The sequence below is a fragment of the Arenimonas daejeonensis genome, from assembly GCF_007993735.1.
Taxonomy (GTDB): domain Bacteria; phylum Pseudomonadota; class Gammaproteobacteria; order Xanthomonadales; family Xanthomonadaceae; genus Arenimonas; species Arenimonas daejeonensis.
Window position 1 is genome coordinate 217,195 of the sequence record NZ_CP042453.1, and the last position, 16,798, is coordinate 233,992.

The 16,798-nt window shown below is 68.5% G+C and carries 18 protein-coding genes, 2 tRNA genes and 3 pseudogenes; 16 read left to right on the forward strand and 7 right to left on the reverse strand.

All coding sequences use genetic code 11. The features are described 5' to 3' along the window. From FRZ33_RS01070 to FRZ33_RS01095, 6 genes are all read left to right on the forward strand, one after another. Complete coding sequence (locus tag FRZ33_RS01070; protein WP_146907070.1) at nt 1-795, forward strand: SAM-dependent methyltransferase; 795 nt, start codon at nt 1-3, stop codon at nt 793-795. 36 nt (nt 796-831) lie between these two features. Next, entirely contained in the window at nt 832-1,119 is a 288-nt protein-coding gene (locus tag FRZ33_RS01075; RefSeq protein ID WP_146907071.1) for a hypothetical protein, read from the forward strand. Between the two features lie 20 nt (nt 1,120-1,139). After that, a complete protein-coding gene (locus FRZ33_RS01080; RefSeq protein ID WP_146907072.1) occupies nt 1,140-2,483 on the forward strand; it encodes a hypothetical protein in 1,344 nt (447 codons plus the stop codon). Further along, the gene (locus tag FRZ33_RS01085) at nt 2,483-2,911 is read left to right on the forward strand and encodes a GGDEF domain-containing protein (RefSeq protein WP_146907073.1); all 429 of its coding nucleotides are present in this window, start codon (nt 2,483-2,485) and stop codon (nt 2,909-2,911) included. The genes FRZ33_RS01080 and FRZ33_RS01085 overlap by 1 nt, the downstream gene beginning before the upstream one ends. Further along, entirely contained in the window at nt 2,899-3,423 is a 525-nt protein-coding gene (locus FRZ33_RS01090; RefSeq protein ID WP_146907074.1) for a GNAT family N-acetyltransferase, read from the forward strand. The genes FRZ33_RS01085 and FRZ33_RS01090 overlap by 13 nt, the downstream gene beginning before the upstream one ends. A gap of 130 nt (nt 3,424-3,553) precedes the next feature. Beyond that, nucleotides 3,554-4,840: a hypothetical protein gene (locus FRZ33_RS01095; protein WP_146907075.1), complete on the forward strand. Its 1,287-nt coding sequence runs from the start codon at nt 3,554-3,556 to the stop codon at nt 4,838-4,840. Here the strand turns inward: FRZ33_RS01095 and FRZ33_RS01100 are convergent, their stop codons facing one another. From FRZ33_RS01100 to FRZ33_RS01110, 3 genes are all read right to left on the reverse strand, one after another. Further along, the gene (locus FRZ33_RS01100; RefSeq protein ID WP_146907076.1) at nt 4,841-5,875 is read right to left on the reverse strand and encodes an aldo/keto reductase; all 1,035 of its coding nucleotides are present in this window, start codon (nt 5,873-5,875) and stop codon (nt 4,841-4,843) included. A 173-nt stretch (nt 5,876-6,048) separates the two neighbouring features. Continuing rightward, the gene (locus FRZ33_RS01105) at nt 6,049-6,429 is read right to left on the reverse strand and encodes an HU family DNA-binding protein (RefSeq protein ID WP_146907077.1); all 381 of its coding nucleotides are present in this window, start codon (nt 6,427-6,429) and stop codon (nt 6,049-6,051) included. Nucleotides 6,430-6,583: 154 nt separating this feature from the next. Beyond that, nucleotides 6,584-6,823 (reverse strand): hypothetical protein, encoded by a 240-nt coding sequence (locus FRZ33_RS01110; protein WP_146907078.1) that lies wholly within the window; start codon nt 6,821-6,823, stop codon nt 6,584-6,586. 147 nt (nt 6,824-6,970) lie between these two features. Between FRZ33_RS01110 and FRZ33_RS17490 the strand changes: the two are divergent. The 10 genes and pseudogenes from FRZ33_RS17490 to FRZ33_RS16625 form a co-directional block, all read left to right on the forward strand. Then, nucleotides 6,971-7,234, forward strand: a pseudogene (locus FRZ33_RS17490) (BlaI/MecI/CopY family transcriptional regulator); the annotation flags it as partial. Nucleotides 7,235-7,352: 118 nt separating this feature from the next. Further along, the gene (locus FRZ33_RS01120; protein ID WP_146907079.1) at nt 7,353-9,122 is read left to right on the forward strand and encodes a M56 family metallopeptidase; all 1,770 of its coding nucleotides are present in this window, start codon (nt 7,353-7,355) and stop codon (nt 9,120-9,122) included. Nucleotides 9,123-9,732: 610 nt separating this feature from the next. Then, nucleotides 9,733-9,804, forward strand: a tRNA-OTHER gene (locus FRZ33_RS01125). Beyond that, nucleotides 9,804-9,878, forward strand: a tRNA-His gene (locus FRZ33_RS01130). Before FRZ33_RS01125 ends, FRZ33_RS01130 begins: the two co-directional genes overlap by 1 nt. Before the next feature lie 360 nt (nt 9,879-10,238). Then, nucleotides 10,239-11,357, forward strand: coding sequence for a slipin family protein (locus tag FRZ33_RS01135; protein ID WP_146907080.1), 1,119 nt, complete (start codon nt 10,239-10,241; stop codon nt 11,355-11,357). Between the two features lie 56 nt (nt 11,358-11,413). Beyond that, the gene (locus tag FRZ33_RS01140; RefSeq protein ID WP_146907081.1) at nt 11,414-12,634 is read left to right on the forward strand and encodes an RtcB family protein; all 1,221 of its coding nucleotides are present in this window, start codon (nt 11,414-11,416) and stop codon (nt 12,632-12,634) included. An 88-nt stretch (nt 12,635-12,722) separates the two neighbouring features. Beyond that, entirely contained in the window at nt 12,723-14,186 is a 1,464-nt protein-coding gene (locus FRZ33_RS01145; RefSeq protein ID WP_146907082.1) for a hypothetical protein, read from the forward strand. Nucleotides 14,187-14,298: 112 nt separating this feature from the next. After that, nucleotides 14,299-14,535: a DUF3297 family protein gene (locus FRZ33_RS01150; protein WP_146907083.1), complete on the forward strand. Its 237-nt coding sequence runs from the start codon at nt 14,299-14,301 to the stop codon at nt 14,533-14,535. Between the two features lie 45 nt (nt 14,536-14,580). Beyond that, a pseudogene (locus FRZ33_RS01155) lies at nt 14,581-14,778 on the forward strand (DoxX family protein); the annotation flags it as partial. 64 nt (nt 14,779-14,842) lie between these two features. Next, entirely contained in the window at nt 14,843-14,974 is a 132-nt protein-coding gene (locus tag FRZ33_RS16625) for a hypothetical protein (RefSeq protein ID WP_265468656.1), read from the forward strand. 71 nt (nt 14,975-15,045) lie between these two features. On the opposite strand, the gene FRZ33_RS01160 is transcribed toward FRZ33_RS16625, so the two are convergent. From FRZ33_RS01160 to FRZ33_RS01170, 4 genes and pseudogenes are all read right to left on the reverse strand, one after another. Further along, entirely contained in the window at nt 15,046-15,495 is a 450-nt protein-coding gene (locus FRZ33_RS01160; RefSeq protein ID WP_146907084.1) for a fasciclin domain-containing protein, read from the reverse strand. Nucleotides 15,496-15,742: 247 nt separating this feature from the next. Next, the gene (locus FRZ33_RS16630) at nt 15,743-16,099 is read right to left on the reverse strand and encodes a diguanylate cyclase domain-containing protein (protein WP_322619026.1); all 357 of its coding nucleotides are present in this window, start codon (nt 16,097-16,099) and stop codon (nt 15,743-15,745) included. A gap of 82 nt (nt 16,100-16,181) precedes the next feature. Further along, nucleotides 16,182-16,271, reverse strand: a pseudogene (locus FRZ33_RS17495) (hypothetical protein); the annotation flags it as partial. Further along, the gene (locus tag FRZ33_RS01170) at nt 16,268-16,798 is read right to left on the reverse strand and encodes a GAF domain-containing protein (protein ID WP_146907086.1); all 531 of its coding nucleotides are present in this window, start codon (nt 16,796-16,798) and stop codon (nt 16,268-16,270) included. The gene FRZ33_RS01170 and the pseudogene FRZ33_RS17495, both read right to left, overlap by 4 nt.

The following is a 16,798-nucleotide window of genomic DNA, read 5'->3' on the forward strand; positions in this document are numbered from 1 at the left end:
ATGGAAAAACGGGGAAGCCTGGCCTGCGTCGGCCTCGGCATGACGCTGGGCGCGCACATCAGTCCGCGTTCGCGCAGCCACATCGAGCAGGCCGACGTGGTGTTCGCGGCCGTCTCCGATCCGCTGGTGGAACTGTGGCTGCAGCAGATGCACGCCGACGTGCGCAGCCTGCAGCCCTACTACGGCGAAGGAAAATCGCGCCAGGACACCTACCGCGAGATGGTCGAGGCCATGCTGGCCGAGGTGCGCGCGGGAAAGACGGTCTGCGGCGCCTTCTACGGCCACCCGGGCGTGTTCGCGCTGGCGCCGCACCGGGCCATCGAGAAGGCGCGTGCGGAGGGATTCGAGGCCCGCATGGAGCCCGGCATCTCGGCCGAGGACTGTCTGTACGCCGACCTGGGCATCGACCCGGGCACGGTCGGCTGCCAGCACTACGAAGCCAGCCAGCTGATGTTCTACCGGCGGCGCATCGACCCCTCGGCCTACCTGGTGCTGTGGCAGGCCGGCATCGCCGGCGACCGCAGCTTCCGCCGGTTCGCCACCCCGGCGGCCTACCGGCAGCTGCTGGTTGACCTGCTGGCCGCCGACTACCCGTTGGACCATCCGTGCACGATCTACGAGGCCGCGACCCTGCCGATCAATGCACCGCGCGTCGAGGCTGTCGCCCTGGGCGACCTGGCCCGGGCCGAGCTCAGGCTGCAGTCCACCCTGGTGCTGCCGCCGGCCCGGCCCTTGGAGCAGAATCCTGCCATGCTGGCCCGGCTGGCCGAGCTTGACGCCCTCGCCGCATCCTGAGTTCCGATCCACCACTACCGCAAAGGGGAGTAGAAGATGACGAACGTGATCGCTTTTCTCGAAGCCATGGGCCAGGACGCCGGCAAGAGCCGACTCCAGGGCGAAGACTACGCCGCTGCCGTGGATGCGCTGGGTCTGGACGACGCACCGCGCCAGGCGCTGCTGCAGCGTGACGCCTCGGCCATCGGCGACCTGCTGGGCGGGCGCATGAAGATGATGTGCCTGCTCTTCCCGGCCGACGGCGACGAAAAGAAGGACGACCAGCAGGACGCTCCCGGCGACGATGAGAAGAAGGAATCCATCCAGCCGTACGGCCGCCACTGAGTAAGCGGGGCGCAGCGCACATGCACAGGAGCCTGCTCCTGCTGTTGATGGCGATGGCCCTTTGCCTGGCGGCGCCGCGTTCCGCGGCGTCGCCGGCATTCGAAGCCATGCTGCGCCAGGCGGAGGACGTGCGCAGCGCCGACCCGGCACAGTTCGAGTCGCTGCTGGGACAACTCAACGCCAGCGTCGGGGCCGCCACGCCCTCGCAACGCCAGCAACTGCAGTATCTCAAGGCCTACCACCTGGCCTACACCGGCCGGTTCGACCTGGGCATCGCCGCCGCCAAGGCCCTGTTCGACGAAGCCACCGACGTCAACATCAAGTTCCGCGCCGGCTCGCTCATCGTCAACGGGTATGCGGCGACCCGCGAGTTCACCGAAGGGCTGCGCTACCTGGACCAGACGCTGGCACTTGTAGACCGCATCCAGGACGCCGAGCTCCGGCACCATGGCTGGTCGGCGGCAGGCGTCATCTACAACCAGGTCGGGCAGTTCGAGCTGGGCAGGGAGTTCGCGGAGCGCATGCTGGCGGACAACCCCAGCCCGCGCACCCGCTGCTTCGCCGGCGCCCTGCGCCTGGAGTCCCTGTACAACCTCGGGCCGCTGACCGGCGAGGACGCGGCGATCAGCGCCCTCATGCAGGCCTGCACCGAAGTCGACGAACCGGTTGCCGCGAATTTCGCACGCGCCCAGCTGGCCAGGCTATGGGCCGACCAGGGTGATCGCGCGCGGGCCATCCGCACGCTCAACGAACGCCTCGGCGAGATCGAGGCCACCCGCTACCCCCGCCTGATCGGCGAGATCCATTCGCTGCTGGCCGAACTCAACGCGGCGGAAGGTTTCGTGGAGGAGGCCGACCACCATGCGCGGCTGGCAATCGAACAGAGCCATGGCATCGTGCATTCGCTGCCGCTGGTCGCGGCCTATCGTGTGCTGTACCGGACCGCGCTGGACCGCGGCGACCCGGTGGCTGCCCTCGAGCACTACCGCAACTTCGCCGAGGCCGACAAGGCGTATCTGGACAACGTCAAGGCCCGCGAACTGGCATTCCAGCTGGTCAGGCACGAGACCCAGCAGAAGAGCCAGACCATCGAACTGCTGAACAAGCAGAACGAGGTGCTGCAGCTCGAACGCAGGGTCGCGACCCAGAACGCGCGCAACACGCAACTGCTGATCGCCCTGTTGGCCGTGCTGCTGGCGTCGATCGGTTTCTGGGCCTACAAGACCAAGAAGACGCAGCTTTCGTTCCGTCGCCTGTCGGAAACCGACACCCTGACCGGCGTCAGCAACCGGCACCACTTCAGCCGCTGCGCGGGGATCGCACTCGAATACTGCCAGCGCACGCGCGACCCTGCGCCCTGGTGATGTTCGACCTGGACGAGTTCAAGACCATCAACGATCGCCACGGCCACGCCACGGGCGACTGGGTGCTCCAGCAGGTGGGATCCGCCTGCCGCAGCGTCTGCCGCAAGAACGACCTGTTCGGGCGGCTGGGCGGCGAGGAGTTCGCCTTCCTGCTGACCGGCGCGGACTCCGCGTCGGCCCTGCAGCTGGCACAGGATTGCCGCAGGCGCCTGGCGCAGATCGACACCGCCGACACCGGCGCCAAGTTCCGCATCACCGCCAGTTTCGGCGTCGCCGCCACGGCCGACAGCGGCTACGACTTCCAGATGCTGCTCGCGCGTGCGCCGAGGCCATGTACCGGGCCAAACGCGAAGGCCGCGACCGCGTCAGCGTGCACGTGCCGGCTTCGCTGGACCCGCGGTTGGCCTGAGACCCGATGTCGCACCTGATCCTGGAAACCGAACGGCTGCGCCTGCACGAACTGGCCGGCACCGACACCGGCTTCATCCTGGAATTGCTCAACGACCCCGATTTCCTGCGCTTCATCGGCGACCGCCAGGTGCGCACGCACGAGGACGCGCTGCGCTATCTCGCTGAAGGACCCCTCGCCAGTTACGCCGCCAACGGCTACGGCCTGTGGCGGGTCGAACGGCGCAGCGACGGCAGGGTCATCGGCATGTGCGGGCTGGTCCGGCGCGAGACGCTGCCGCACCCGGACATCGGCTACGCCTACCTGCCGGCGTTCCGCGGCCAGGGTTACGCGGTCGAAGCGGGCGCCGCGGTGCTGCGCCACGGCTTCTCGCACCTGGGCCTGCCGCGCATCCTGGCCATCGTCACCGACGCGAATGCCGGCTCGGTGCGCGTGCTCGAAAAACTCGGCCTCATGCCGCAGGGCCGGCAGTCCTTCGGTGGCGAACCCCTGCTCGTCTACGGCTGCGACGCTCCCGGCGCCATCGCCTGACGCGACGCCTTCGCGCTGTCCGGCATCCTGGTAATGCTGGCCGGAATCACCCGGATCCGGCGGAAACGACCGGGGCACGCACGAGATTCGCTGCGTATCGTCGCCCCGCCCCCTTGAGTGAGCTGCCGTGATGCGACTGCCGATCAGACTGCCCCTGTTCCTGAGCCTGGCCGGGTTCGGCCCATTGGCGCTGGCCGCGCCGCCCGACCTGCGGCTGGCCGCGGCCGCCTTCGAGGAAGCCCAGGCAACCTGTCACGCCGACGCCCAGGCGCTCTGGGGCCGCGAGGTGTGCGTGCCGCTGCTGTTCGCCGACCCCGTCACCCGCACCGTCATCGCCAGCCAGGCCGGACAGGGCGACGCGCTGAAGCCGCAGGACGGCGTCTTCACCGGGCGCCTGCCGGAACAGCACAACATCGCCAACACCGCCCTGGACTGGGACGGCGTGCGCTGGGCGATGATCGTCTGGCCGCTGCCGGATGACCCGGCGTCGCGGCGGTCGCTGATGCTGCACGAGTCCTGGCATGCCATCCAGGATTCGCTGGGCCTGCCGATGCGTTCGCCCAACCCCGCGCACCTGGCCAGCGTGCACGGCCGGGTGGCGATGCGCATGGAATGGCGCGCGCTGGCCGCCGCCCTGCGCGCCACGAATCCGGAAAGCGAGCGCCTCGCGATCGCCGACGCACTGGCCGCGCGCGCCTGGCGCCGCCGGCTCGACGCCGATGCCGGCGCGCTGGAGAACCAGCTGGAACTCAACGAAGGCCTGGCCCAGTTCACCGGCGAACAATTGAGCGGGCGCGACGACCTGGACGCCTGGCTGGCCGCCGATCTCAAGCGCCGCGAAAGCGGGCCCAGCTTCGTGCGCAGCTTCGCCTACGGCTCCGGCCCGGCCTACGGCCGTTTGCTGGAACGGCACGCGCCGGGCTGGCGCCAGCGCCTCGACGCCGATGCGGACCTGGGCTTGATGCTGGCGCAGGCGCTGGCACTGGATACGCCCGCCACGCGCCAGGAGCTGCCCGATGTCACCGCGACACGACTTGGCCTGGCCGGCGTGCTGGCCGAGGAACAGGCGATCGCGCTGGCACGGGCGGAAACCACCGCGCGCTGGCGCCAGCGGCTGGTGGACGGGCCCACGGTGCACCTGCCGTTCCAGCAGATGAAGATTTCCTTCGATCCCGGCCAGGTGTTCGCACTGCCGCCGCAGGGCACCGTGTATCCGGTGCTGCGCGTGGTGGATGCCTGGGGCGTGCTGGAAGCCTCAGACGGCGCGCTGATCGCCGACAGCTGGGGCGGCGTCACCCTGCCCGGACCGGCAACCCGCGACGGCGACCGCTGGCAGGGACCAGGCTGGACCCTGGCGCTGGCCGAGGGCTGGGAACTGGACAACGCAGGCCCGGAGCCGGGCCTGCGCAAACGCTGATCAGACCGGCGTCGGATTGCGGTACTTGAAACCGGCCTGGTGCCAGTAGGGATACGGCTTGGGCCGCTCGCTGGCGGCATCCAGGCGCGCGACCTGGTCCGCGCTGAGGTTCCAGCCGCCCGCCCCCAGGTTCTGGCGCAGTTGCTCCTCGTTGCGCGCACCCACGATCACGCTGCTGACGGTCGGGCGCTGCAGCACCCAGTTCAGTGCGACCTGGGGCACGGTCTTGCCGGTTTCGGCGGCGACCGCGTCCAGCGCGTCCACCACGCGGTAGAGGTATTCGTCCTCGACCTGCGGGCCATTGTCGGTGGCCACCTTGGAGTTCAGGCGGCTGCCGGCGGGCAGCGGCTGGCCGCGCCTGATCTTGCCGGTCAGGCGCCCCCAGCCCAGCGGACTCCAGACCACGGCGCCGACGCCTTCTTCGGCAGCCAGCGGCATCAGCTCCCACTCGTAGTCGCGGCCGACCAACGAGTAGTACGCCTGGTGCGCGACATAACGCGGCCAGCCGTGGCGGTCGGCGACGGCCAGCGACTTCATCAGGTGCCAGCCGCTGAAATTCGAGACGCCGACATAGCGGATCTTGCCGGCGCGCACCAGGCCGTCGAGCGTGGACAGCACTTCCTCGGCCGGCGTGCGCGCGTCGTAGCCGTGCAGCTGGAACAGGTCGATGTAGTCGGTGCCCAACCGACGGAGCGAGGCATCCACCGACCGCAGCAGGTGGTAGCGCGAAGAGCCCACCTCGTTCTCGCCTTCGCCAAAGCGGAACGTCGCCTTGGTGGAGATGATCAACTGGTCCCGGGGCCGGCCCTTCAGCGCTTCACCAAGGATCGATTCCGACGCGCCCTTGGAATAGATGTCGGCGCTGTCGAACATGTTCACGCCCGCCTCCAGGCAGACGTCCACCAGCCGCCGCGCCTCGGCGACGTCGGTGGCGCCCCAGGCCTTGAAGAACTCGCCCTCGCCGCCGAAGGTGCCGGTGCCGAAACTGAGCACGGGAACGCGGAAGCCTGAGTTGCCGAGATAACGGTATTCCATGGGGTATCTCCTGCGGGGGAAGGCCGCCATTGCAGCCCATCGCCCGGGCCCGCCACAAGCGCGCGCCCGGGATTCTGCGTTGCCGGCCGCAAAAGGAACGGGGCGGGCCGCTTGCGCGACCCGCCCCGTGATTGTCGCGATGCGGCGGCGTCAGCCGCGCATCCGCGCGGTCATCAGGCCGCGGCGTCCTTGAGCTTCTTGAGCGGACGCACCTTCACCTTGACGGTGGCCGGCTTGGCGGCGAACCACTGCTCTTCCTTGGTGAACGGGTTGATGCCCTTGCGCTTCGGCTTGGCCGGCACGTTGACGACGGTGATCTTCAGCAGGCCCGGCAGGGTGAAGCTGCCCGCGCCCTTCTTGCTGACCGAACCGTGCACCGCGCCTTCCAGCGAACCGAGCACGGCGCGCACGTCCTTGGCGGCAACACCGGTGGCCTCGGCGATGTGCGAGACCAGGCCCGACTTGCTGAGCGCTTCCTTGATCGGCTTCGGCGCGGCCGGCTTCGCAGCGGCCTTCGGGGCAGCCTTCTTCTTCGCAGCTTTCTTGGTAGCCATGTTTTTTGTTCCCGTTGATGCTTGATGGGTTATTGGGGTGCCTGGAAAACCCTCCGGCACAGCGAATGTAGGCCAAGTCGAGCGCGCCGCCAAGCCCGGAAGGGCAAAAAAGCAGGGTTTTTTATCGCGTCGGCGGCACGGCACCGCCACCGGTTCAGCGCGGACCCTTGTCGCCCCAATCGCGCCTGGCCGGACGGCGGTCCTCTTTGGTCCGCCGGTCGGCCTGGTAACGCAGCTTCTCGCGCCGGTCCTCATGATGCCGGCGATCGTTGCCGTCCCGGGTATTGGCGCTGAACCTGGCCCGCCCGGTGACCGGCGCGGGTGGCGCCTCGCCCTCCAGGGGCTCCAGTGCGAGCTGGTCGAAGGGAATGTCGGGCAGTCTGGTCGATGGCATGGCGGACTCCAGGCCGGTGGCGCGATCGATATTCCCACCAACGCATTCCGGTGCCGGGATGTGCCATCAGTCATAGACAATTTGTTCTAGACAATTTGTTCTATACGGTCTAGGCTTCCTTCCGTCGCCAACACGCATCGGATGGACATGGCCCGCAAACCCGCCCCGCCCAAGCCCACCCCGGCCGAACTGGACCTGCTGCGCGTGCTGTGGCCGCTCGGCGCCGCCACCGCCAAGCAGGTGCACGAGATCGCCCAGCGCGAGCGCCCGGACCTGGCCTACGCCACCGTGCTGCGGCTGCTGCAGATCATGCACGGCAAGGGCCTGCTGGTCCGCGACGAAAGCGAACGCTCGCATGTCTATGCGCCGGCGCACGAGCAGGATTCGCTGCGCACCAACCTGCTCAAGGACCTGATCCACAAGGCCTATTCCGGCTCCGGCAAGGAACTGGTGATGGCGGCGCTGCGTGGCCACGTCAGCAAAAGGAAGAAAAGGAAGAGATCCGCAAACTGCTGCAGGAGGACGGGAAATGATCGCCGCGCTTTCCGGATTCACCGCCACGCTCGGCTGGGCGCTGGTGCATTTCCTCTGGCAGGGGCTGCTGGTCGGGCTGGCCGCCGCACTGGCGCTGGCGCTGCTGGGCAATGCCCGGCCCCAGCTGCGTTATGCCGTGGCCTGCGCGGCGCTGGCGCTGTGCCTGGTACTGCCGGTGGCTACGGTACTGCGCGGAACGACGGCGGTCGACGCGCCGTCGGTCTTGCTGGTTGCGGGCGATGGCGCCGCCCCCGGCACCGCAGGCGTGGTCGAACGCCTGCGCCAGCCGATCGTCGAGAACAGCCGCGCATGGCGCGTACGACTGCAGCCCTGGCTTCCCGGCATCGTCGCGCTCTGGTCGCTGGGCACCGGCCTGTTCGCGCTGCGCATGGCCCTGGGCCTGGCCTGGGTCGCGCGCGCCGCCGGTCCCGGCCATGGCCGCACGCATCCCTATTGGCAGGCGCAGCTCGATGCGCTGGCCGAACGTATGGAACTGCCGCGGCGCGTGCTGCTGCGCGTGGTGGACGAACTCGACGGACCGGTCGTGGCGCGCATCTGGCGCCCGGTGGTGATCGTGCCGGCCGCGCTGGTCGCCCGCCTGCCCGCCGACCTGCTCGAGGCCCTGCTCGCGCACGAACTCGCGCACGTGCGCCGCCACGACTACCTGGTGAACCTGGTGCAGAGCGCGGTCGAAGCGCTGCTGTTCTACCACCCGGTCGTGTGGTGGCTGTCGCGCCGCATCCGCATCGAACGCGAGCAGATCGCCGACGACCTGGCCGCCCAGGCCCTGGGCGAACCGCGCCGGCTCGCGCTCGCGCTCAACGAACTGGCGCAATTCCGCGCCCCCACCCCGCATCTGGCGCCCGCCGCCCATGGAGGTCAACTCATGTCCCGCATCCAACGCCTTGTCCGTCCGCGCAAGCAGACGCTCAGCTGGAAACTCGCCCTGCCCATCCTCGCGCTCAGCGCCGCCGGCATGACGGTGTTCGCGCAGGGCCATGCCGCCGTTGCCGCCGACGTCGTCGCGAAGGCGGAAGAGCCGACCCGTATTTCGTTGCGCGCCGGGCAGGGCACCGACTACGCCGTGGTCGGTGAAAACGAAGAGGATTCGATCAAGTTCACCGGCCACTACGACCAGATCACCGACGTGCGCAAACTGCGCCGCGAGCTCGGCGGCAACTTCATCTGGTTCCGCCGCGACGGCCGCGCCTACGTCATCCGCGACCCGGCGCTGGTGGCCCGCGCGCGCCAGGCCTGGCAGCCGACTCAACCGGTCGGCGACAAGATGGACGCCTTGGGCGACCAGATGGAAGTGCACGGCGAGAAGATGGAAGCCATCGGCGAACGCATGGAAAGCGCCACTGCCGGCAGCGAACCGATCAGCGCCGAGATGGAAAAGCTCGGCGAGCAGATGGGCGCACTGGGCGAACGCATCGAGCCGTTGACCGAGGCGATGCTGCGTGCCGATAACGACGCCGAGCGCGACCGGCTGAGTGCAGAGATGGACCAGGTGAGCGCGCAGATGGAGACACTGGGCGAACGCATGGAAACCCTGGGGGCACAACTCGAGGCCGCGCATGCACCGCTGGAAGCCCTGGGCAAGGAGATGGAACTCGCCGGCAAGCCGATGGAGGACCTCGGTGCGCAGATGGAAGTGCTGGGCAAGGAAATGGAAATCCTCAGCGACGCCGCCAACCGCGAAACGCTGGGCCTGATCGACCAGGCGCTGCGCGACGGCAAGGCCGAAGCGATCGAGCGGCTCTGAACCGGAAACTTTTTTTCCGAAACCTATTGACAGCGCGATACAAAGGCGTATCGTGCGCAACCTTCGCCAATGACGGCGAAGAAAAAAGCAGAACACACATGACCCTCCGTAGCCCGCACATCGCCGACCTGCGACTTCCGAAGCCCGAAAGCTTCGGCGCGGACGAGTGCGCCCCGGCGAACCATCGCCGGTCGCTGGACGGCGTCATTCCAGACTGATCCCCACGCACGGGAGATCGGTCACCCCGATTTCCCGAGGCCTCGCGAACGCCCTCGGGTTCCGCCCCGGGGGCGTTTTGTTTTGGGCGTTCGCACAGGAAAAGAATCGGCGATTCCCTTCCCGCCACGAAGCACCCGGACCGGCGGTCCGAGGTAACGGCGAGATCCGCAAGACGGCGCTGGCAGCGCTGTGCCTGGGTGCTTCGGCACGGGCGGAGACGGAAGGAAACCGCGAATGGATCGGATCGAAGGATCCGGACGATTTGCCGCCGGGCGACCGGCGGCAGAACGGAGCAATGAACGGACGAACCACTGCGGTACGGGTTCCCAAGCCCGTCCGGTGCGCGCGGCGCTGCCGTGGCGTATGCCCTGGCCGTCGGATCCTGCTCCGCGACGACGATAGCTCAGCCAGGGAGAGCAGGCGGGAAACCGCCGTGACGCCGGTTCGAATCCGGCTCGTCTTGTATGGATAGCTCAGACGGTCAGAGCACAGCGCTGTGAACGCTGCGGTCGCGGGTTCGATTCCCGCTCCACACCACTGCTTGCAAAGCAGAGAAGCAACACCGGGCGAAAGCCCAAAGGGAAACGCCCCGCGCGTGACGCGGTTCGAACCAGCACACCGGCGAGAACAGCGACACGCACGCCGCCCACACCGGGCGGCCGCCTTCGCCAGGCGCCGGGACGCGCGGAACGCCACGCACGCGGGCCAGGACGGCCAGCATGCGCGGCGGAAAGCGCCGACCGCCGCCACGCGCACGCGGCCGGTTCCGTGCGGACCCGGCGCAGGGGCGTTCCCACTTTTTCCGGAGCAACCGCTCCGAACACGACGCGCCCGGGCGACCCGACGGCGCGGCGCGCAGACACCGGGTCGAACCATCAATCAATCAAGGAGGACGCGATGTTGATGATCCGCAAGGTCGTGGTCGGCGATGCCGAGCGCGCCCTCGTTTACAGGAACCGTCGGTTCCAGCGTGTGCTGGCCCCGGGCGTGTACCGCCTCTGGGGCTTCGGCCTGCAGGTGGTCGTGCACGACCTGGCCATCGCCGAATACGCCGGCAAGGACACCGAGGCGCTGGTGCAGGCCCTGGGCGCGAAGCTGGCGGAAACCTTCCAGCTGGTCGACCTGGGCATGCAGGAGATCGGCCTGGTGCACAAGCAGGGCAAGCTGGTGGATGTGCTGTCGCCGGGCAGCCGCAAGCTGTACTGGAAGGGCCTGAGCGAGATCACCGTGCAGCGCATCGCGCTGGCCGATGGCCTCGAGGTCGAGTCCGGCATCGCCCACCGCCTGCGCCAGCTCAACGTGCTCGACAAGCTGGCGGTGGCGGTGACGGTGCCGTCGGAGTCGGCCGGCCTGCTGTTCGTGGACGGCAAGTTCGCGCGCGTGCTGGCGCCCGGTGCGGCGAGCTTCTGGAACCTCCGGAAGAACGTCGCGGTGGATGTGGTGGACCTGCGCGTGCAGGCGATGGAAGTTTCGGGCCAGGAACTGCTGACCCGCGACAAGGTGTCGCTGCGCGTGAACCTGGCGGCCAGCGTGCGCGTGACCGACCCGGTCGCCGCGCGCAGCAAGGTGGCCAAGTACACCGACCAGGTCTATCGCGAACTGCAGTACGGCCTGCGCAAGATCGTCTCCGCCAGGTCGCTGGACGAACTGCTGGGCGACAAGGCCTCGCTGGACGCGGACATCTTCGCGTACGTGCGTGGCCAGGTGACCGGTTTCGGCGTCGAGGTGATCGGCGTCGGCATCAAGGACGTGATCCTGCCGGGTGAGATGAAGGACATCCTCAACGGGGTGGTGCAGGCGGAGAAGGCGGCCCAGGCCAACGTCATCCGTCGTCGCGAGGAGGCGAACGCCACGCGTTCCCTGCTCAACACCGCACGCCTGGTGGAGGAGAGCCCCACGCTCATGCGCCTCAAGGAACTCGAGGCACTGGAGAAGGTCACCGAGAAGATCGACAAGCTCACCGTGTTCGGCGGCCTGGACGGCGTGCTGAAGCAGCTGGTGTCGTTGAAGCAGTAAGCTCCGGGAGGCGGCAGGGACGCCGCTTCCCGGTTTTTTCAAGGAAGGAAGAGGACATGAACGGACACAACTACGAACTGCTGCACGCCGAAGGCAGCCCGACCCCGATCAAGGGCTGGGTGAAGGGCGTGCCGCTGGAAGCGCAGGCGCACCGCCAGCTGCAGAACATCGCCGGCATTCCCTTCGTGGGGCCGTGGGTGGCGGTGATGCCCGACGTGCACCTGGGCAAGGGCGCGACCGTGGGTTCGGTGATCCCGACCCGTGGCGCGATCATCCCGGCGGCGGTCGGCGTGGACATCGGCTGCGGCATGGCCGCGGTGCGGACCACGCTGCACGCCAACCAGCTGCCCGACGACCTGGCGCCGATCCGCGCCTCGCTCGAGCGCGCCATCCCGGTCGGCAACGGCCGTGGCGGCGAACACTGGAAGATCCCGGACAGCGTCGGCACGCGGCTGGTGGACTCGGGGCTGGAAGCGCGGCTGCAGGCCATCCGCGCGGAGCATCCGAAGATCCGCCCGGACAAGCTGGACAAGCAGCTGGGCACGCTCGGCGGCGGCAACCACTTCATCGAACTCTGCCTCGACGAGGCCGACCAGGTGTGGGTGATGCTGCATTCGGGCTCGCGCGGCACCGGCAACCTGATCGGCACGTACTTCATCGAGCTGGCGCGTCGCCAGCTGGAAAAGCGCGTGCTCGGTTTCCACCTGCCCGACCAGGACCTGGCCTTCTTCATGGAAGGCGAGCCGCTGTTCGAGGACTACGTGGAGGCGGTGTCGTGGGCACAGGACTACGCGCGCCACAACCGTGAGTCGATGATGGCGCGGGTGCTGCACGACCTGCGGCACAAGCTGCCGAAGTTCCAGCTGGAGAAGATGGCGGTCAATTGCCACCACAACTATGTCAACCGCGAGACCCACTTCGGCCAGGAACTTCTGGTGACCCGAAAGGGCGCCGTCAGCGCGAAAGCCGGCGAGCTGGGCATCATCCCGGGCAGCATGGGCACGCGCAGCTACATCGTGCGGGGCAAGGGCAATGCCGACAGCTTCCACAGCTGCAGCCACGGGGCCGGCCGCGTCATGAGCCGTACCGAGGCCAGGCAGCGGATCACGCTGAAGGAGCACCGGGAAGCAACCGCCCACGTCGAGTGCCGCAAGGACGCCAGCGTGGTGGACGAATCCCCCGCCGCCTACAAGTCCATCGACGCGGTCATGGCCGCGCAGTCGGACCTGGTGGAGGTGGTGCACACGCTGCGGCAGGTGGTCTGCATCAAGGGTTGAACCGGCGCCGCCCCGGAAGGGGCGGCGTTTTTTGTTCTCACGCGACAAGGTGGACTGGCACACTCTGCCCATCCCCATGGAGTCCGCCATGACCCTTTCGCGCGCCTTGCTCGTCCTCCTTCTTGCCATTGCGGGCACCGGGGCCCAGGCCGGCGAAAAGACGCTGTCGAACTTCAGTCCCTGGGAAAAACCACTGCCGAACAGTGAAAGCGATCCGCTCCGGCATGCGATCGTGGAAGCCTGGGGTGCGCTCGATCGTGGCGATGCCGCGGCCGCCGCGGCGTCCTTCGACACCATCCTGGCCGATCCCCGCCTCGCGACCCAACCGGACAACTGGCAGCGTGATGTGCTCGCCGGCGCGGGAACCGCCGCCTTGCAGCTGGACCGCAACGATGTCGCCCTGCGCCATTTCCGCGCCGCCACGGCAAGCCCCGCGAACACGGCCTACGACTGGCAGCATCTGGTGCTTCTCGAATATCTGGACGACCGCCTGGAGCCAGCGGCCCAGGCACTGCACACGCTGGCGACCCGCTGGCCCGAAACCGCCAGGGACACCAACAAGGTCCTGGTCGGGCAGTTGATCTATCGGCTGTCGGCCTCCACGGCCATCAGCGGCGAAATGATCGAGGCGATGCTGCAGGCCGGCTGGACCCCCGACGTCGGGGGCGAGAGCAGCGTGGCGTACCGGCTTGCACTGGCGCAGGTGATCGCCGGCCGTCGCGATGCCGCACGCCGGACCCTGGAGGCAGTGGACGACCCGGATTCCCTCTTGATGGTGCGCGCCGACCTGCGCTTCGACGGGTTGTACGAGGTCTCGGACCTGCGCTGGGACGTGGGCGCGGCGGCCCGGCGCCGCGTGTCGGACCTGCGTGCCGAGGCGATCCTGGCGCCGGAACAGCTCGAACCAGTGTCGGCGCTTGCCAATGCGATGCTGGTGGTGGGCGACCACGAAGACCTGATCGCCATGGTCGACGAGGTCAAGGCCACGCTCGCGCAGGCGACCGCAGGCAAGCCGCCCTATCGCGACGCCGGTGAACATCTGCCCTGGCTGCTGAACACGCGCTCGATCGCGTTGCTCCGGCTCGGCCGCTTCGACGAAGCCCTTGCCCAGCTAGTGGAGGCGGCCAGCCAGCCCGAGTACGGCCAGCCCAACGTCAGCCAGGTGCTGAACCCTGGGGGTGCTGCAGTGCGCGATGCAGCGGCCGGACGAGGCGCTTTCCACCCTGGAACGCGCCGGCGCGATGAGCGGCTACGGCCGCATGGTGATGACCCTCGTGCAGCAATGCGCTGCGATCCAGAAGAACGACCGGCAGGCCGCCGATACCGCATTGGCGACCTTGCGCAGGGAATACGCCGAGTCTCCCGGCGTGCTGCTGGAAGGCCTGCTGCGCGTGGGCCGGCTGGACGAAGCCGCCAAGGTCCAGATCGCTTGGCTGGACTCGACCGACCGCCGTGGCGAAGCCCTGGCATCGGTGCAGGACTACCGCGACGTCCCGAAGCTGCCCGGCGAGTTCGAACACGACGCCCATCTAGAGCAACTGCTGGCCCGTGACGACGTGCAGGCCGCGATCCGCCGCGCGGGCCGGGTGCTGTCCGTGCCCATCTACTCCCTCGAGTAAGGCAAGGGCTATCATTCGCCTCCCCGACCACACCCGGATCCGAACATGAGTGACACCCCTCCCGACCGCCTCTCCGTCAACCCGCGCAGCCCGCACTACGACGCGGCAGTGCTCGAACGTGGCATCGGCGTGCGCTTCAACGGCACCGAGCGCCACAACGTCGAGGAATACTGCATCAGCGAAGGCTGGGTGCGGCTGCCGGTGGGCAAGTCGCTCGACCGGCATGGCAACGCCATGACCATGAAGGCCAACGGCACCGTCGAGGTCTGGTTCCTGACCTGACCGGGACCGTATGATCGGGTCGTCACCATTCAAACCGGAGCGGCCATGAACCAGAACCACCAGGACCTCGGCAAGCTGATCCTGCGTCTTTCGCTCGGCCTGTTCGTGCTGCTGCACGGCGTGGCCAAGATCACCGGCGGCATCGGCTTCATCACCCAGGTCGTGCAGGGCGCCGGCCTGCCGGGTTTCGTCGCCTACGGCGTCTATATCGGCGAGATCGTCGCACCGATCCTGGTCATCCTCGGCCTGCATGCCCGCATCGGCGCGGCGGTGGTCGCGGTGAACATGCTGTTCGCCATCTTCGGGATTGCATTCGGCCGAGCTGTTCGCGCTGGGCCAGACCGGCGGCTGGGCGCTGGAGCTGCAGGGCATGTTCCTGTTCGGCGCCATCGCGATCGCGCTGATGGGCCCGGGCCGCTTCAGCGTCAACAACAAGTAGCCCTGGCGGCAGCCGGAAGAAAAACGGCGGGGCTTTCGCCCCGCCGCAACCGTGCGTCCCTGCAGCGGTGCTTACTGCCTGGTCGGGATGTTGACCTTGTCGATGCCGTGCAGCACGCCGTTGCTGGACGCGATGTCCGTCGACACGAGGCCGGCCTCACCGAAGGTGATCTTGCCCGCCTCGAGCTTGATCGGCGCCATCGCGCCGTTCGCCGTCCTGGCTTCGGTCATCTTGCCGATCTCGGCGGCGCTGGAGCGGCCGGCGAGCACGTGGTAGTTCAGGATCGAGATCAGTTCCTTCTTGTTCTCCGGCTTGAGCAGGTTTTCGAGCCTGCCGCTGGGCAGCTGCTCAAAGGCCGCGTCGGTCGGCGCGAACAGGGTGAACGGACCCGCGCCACGCAGGGTGTCGGCCAGGCCGGACTCACGCAGCGCCTTGCCGAAGGTCTTGAACGAGCCGTTGGCGGCGGCGTTGTCCACGACGTTCTTGGTGGCAACGGAGGTGTTGTTGGTGGGGGTGTTCATGGAGATTCCTTCTCTGGAGCGCGCCAAGGGATCGGCGCGCAGATGGCCGTAGCCAGACCCCCGCAGGGGGCGGGGGCAAGATGCTCAGTGCGGGTGGGAGGAGGTTCGCGGCTGAGTCGCCGTCACGACATTGCGTCGCAGTGCCCGTGGACAGTGCGCCCTCCGGCGTGATCATTGTGTTATCCGGTACCGGACGCCGCAGCGCAGGTTCAGGCAGCCACGCGTTCCAAGAGGCGCGGGCAGATCCTCAGTGGCGCCGTGCCTTCGCGAGTGCCACCTTGCGCCCGACGACGCGATTGCGGCCATGCGCCTTGGCGGCATAAAGCGCGCGGTCGGCGGCGGCGACCAGCCGCTCCGGCCCCGCCGCCGCGTCCGGCCAGGCCGTTGCCACGCCGATGCTGATGGTGACGTGCGTGGCCACGGTGGACGCCGGGTGCGCCATGGCGGCCGCTTCCACCTGTCGTCGCAGGCGCTCGGCCACGGCCTTGGCCTGGCGCAGGTCGCGCCCCGGCAGCAGCAGCGCCAGCTCCTCGCCACCATATCGTGCGGCCAGGTCGTCGGAGGTTTCGGCGGCATCGGCACACAGGCGCGCCAGCTCGCGCAGGCATTCGTCGCCGTGCTGGTGGCCCGGGGGCGTCGTTGAGCGGCTTGAAACAGTCGGCGTCGAGCAGCAACAGGGCCAGCGGCCGGCCCTCGCCGGCCAGGCGCCGCCAGTCGTCCTGCAGCTGCTGGTCGAAGCGGCGGCGGTTGGCGATGCCGGTCAGGCCGTCGATCATCGACAGCTGCTCCAGCCGGCGGTTGGCCTCGCCCAGCTCGTTAACCACGCGCGCAAGATGGATGGCGCCGCCGATCTGGGCGGCGACCGCATCGAACACCGTGCGCGCCTCGGCGACGAAAAATCCGACTCGGTGCTTTCCAGGTTCAGCACGCCGAGCAGGCGGCCGTGGTGGCGGATCGGCATAAGGTATTCCGCGCGCACCGAATCGTGCCCGGGCACGTAGTCCGGGTCGTCGTCCACGTCGGTCAGCAGCTGGGCCTGGCCGGTGCGGGCGCAGCGGCCGGCGGCACCCTTGCTCACCGGCCAGGGCTCGCTGCCGGGTGCGCCTGCGGGCTGGTCCAGGTCCAGCTTGCCGGCCCAGACTTCGTGCACGAAAAACGCGGCTTCGTCGTCGAGCAGGATGATGCTGGCCAGCGCCACCGGCAGCCGCCGCAGCAGGCAGTCCACGATGGCCTGCAGCACGGCGTCCAGGCCCTCGCCCTGCAGCGCCTCGCGCGACACCTGGGCCAGGATCCCGGTCAGCAT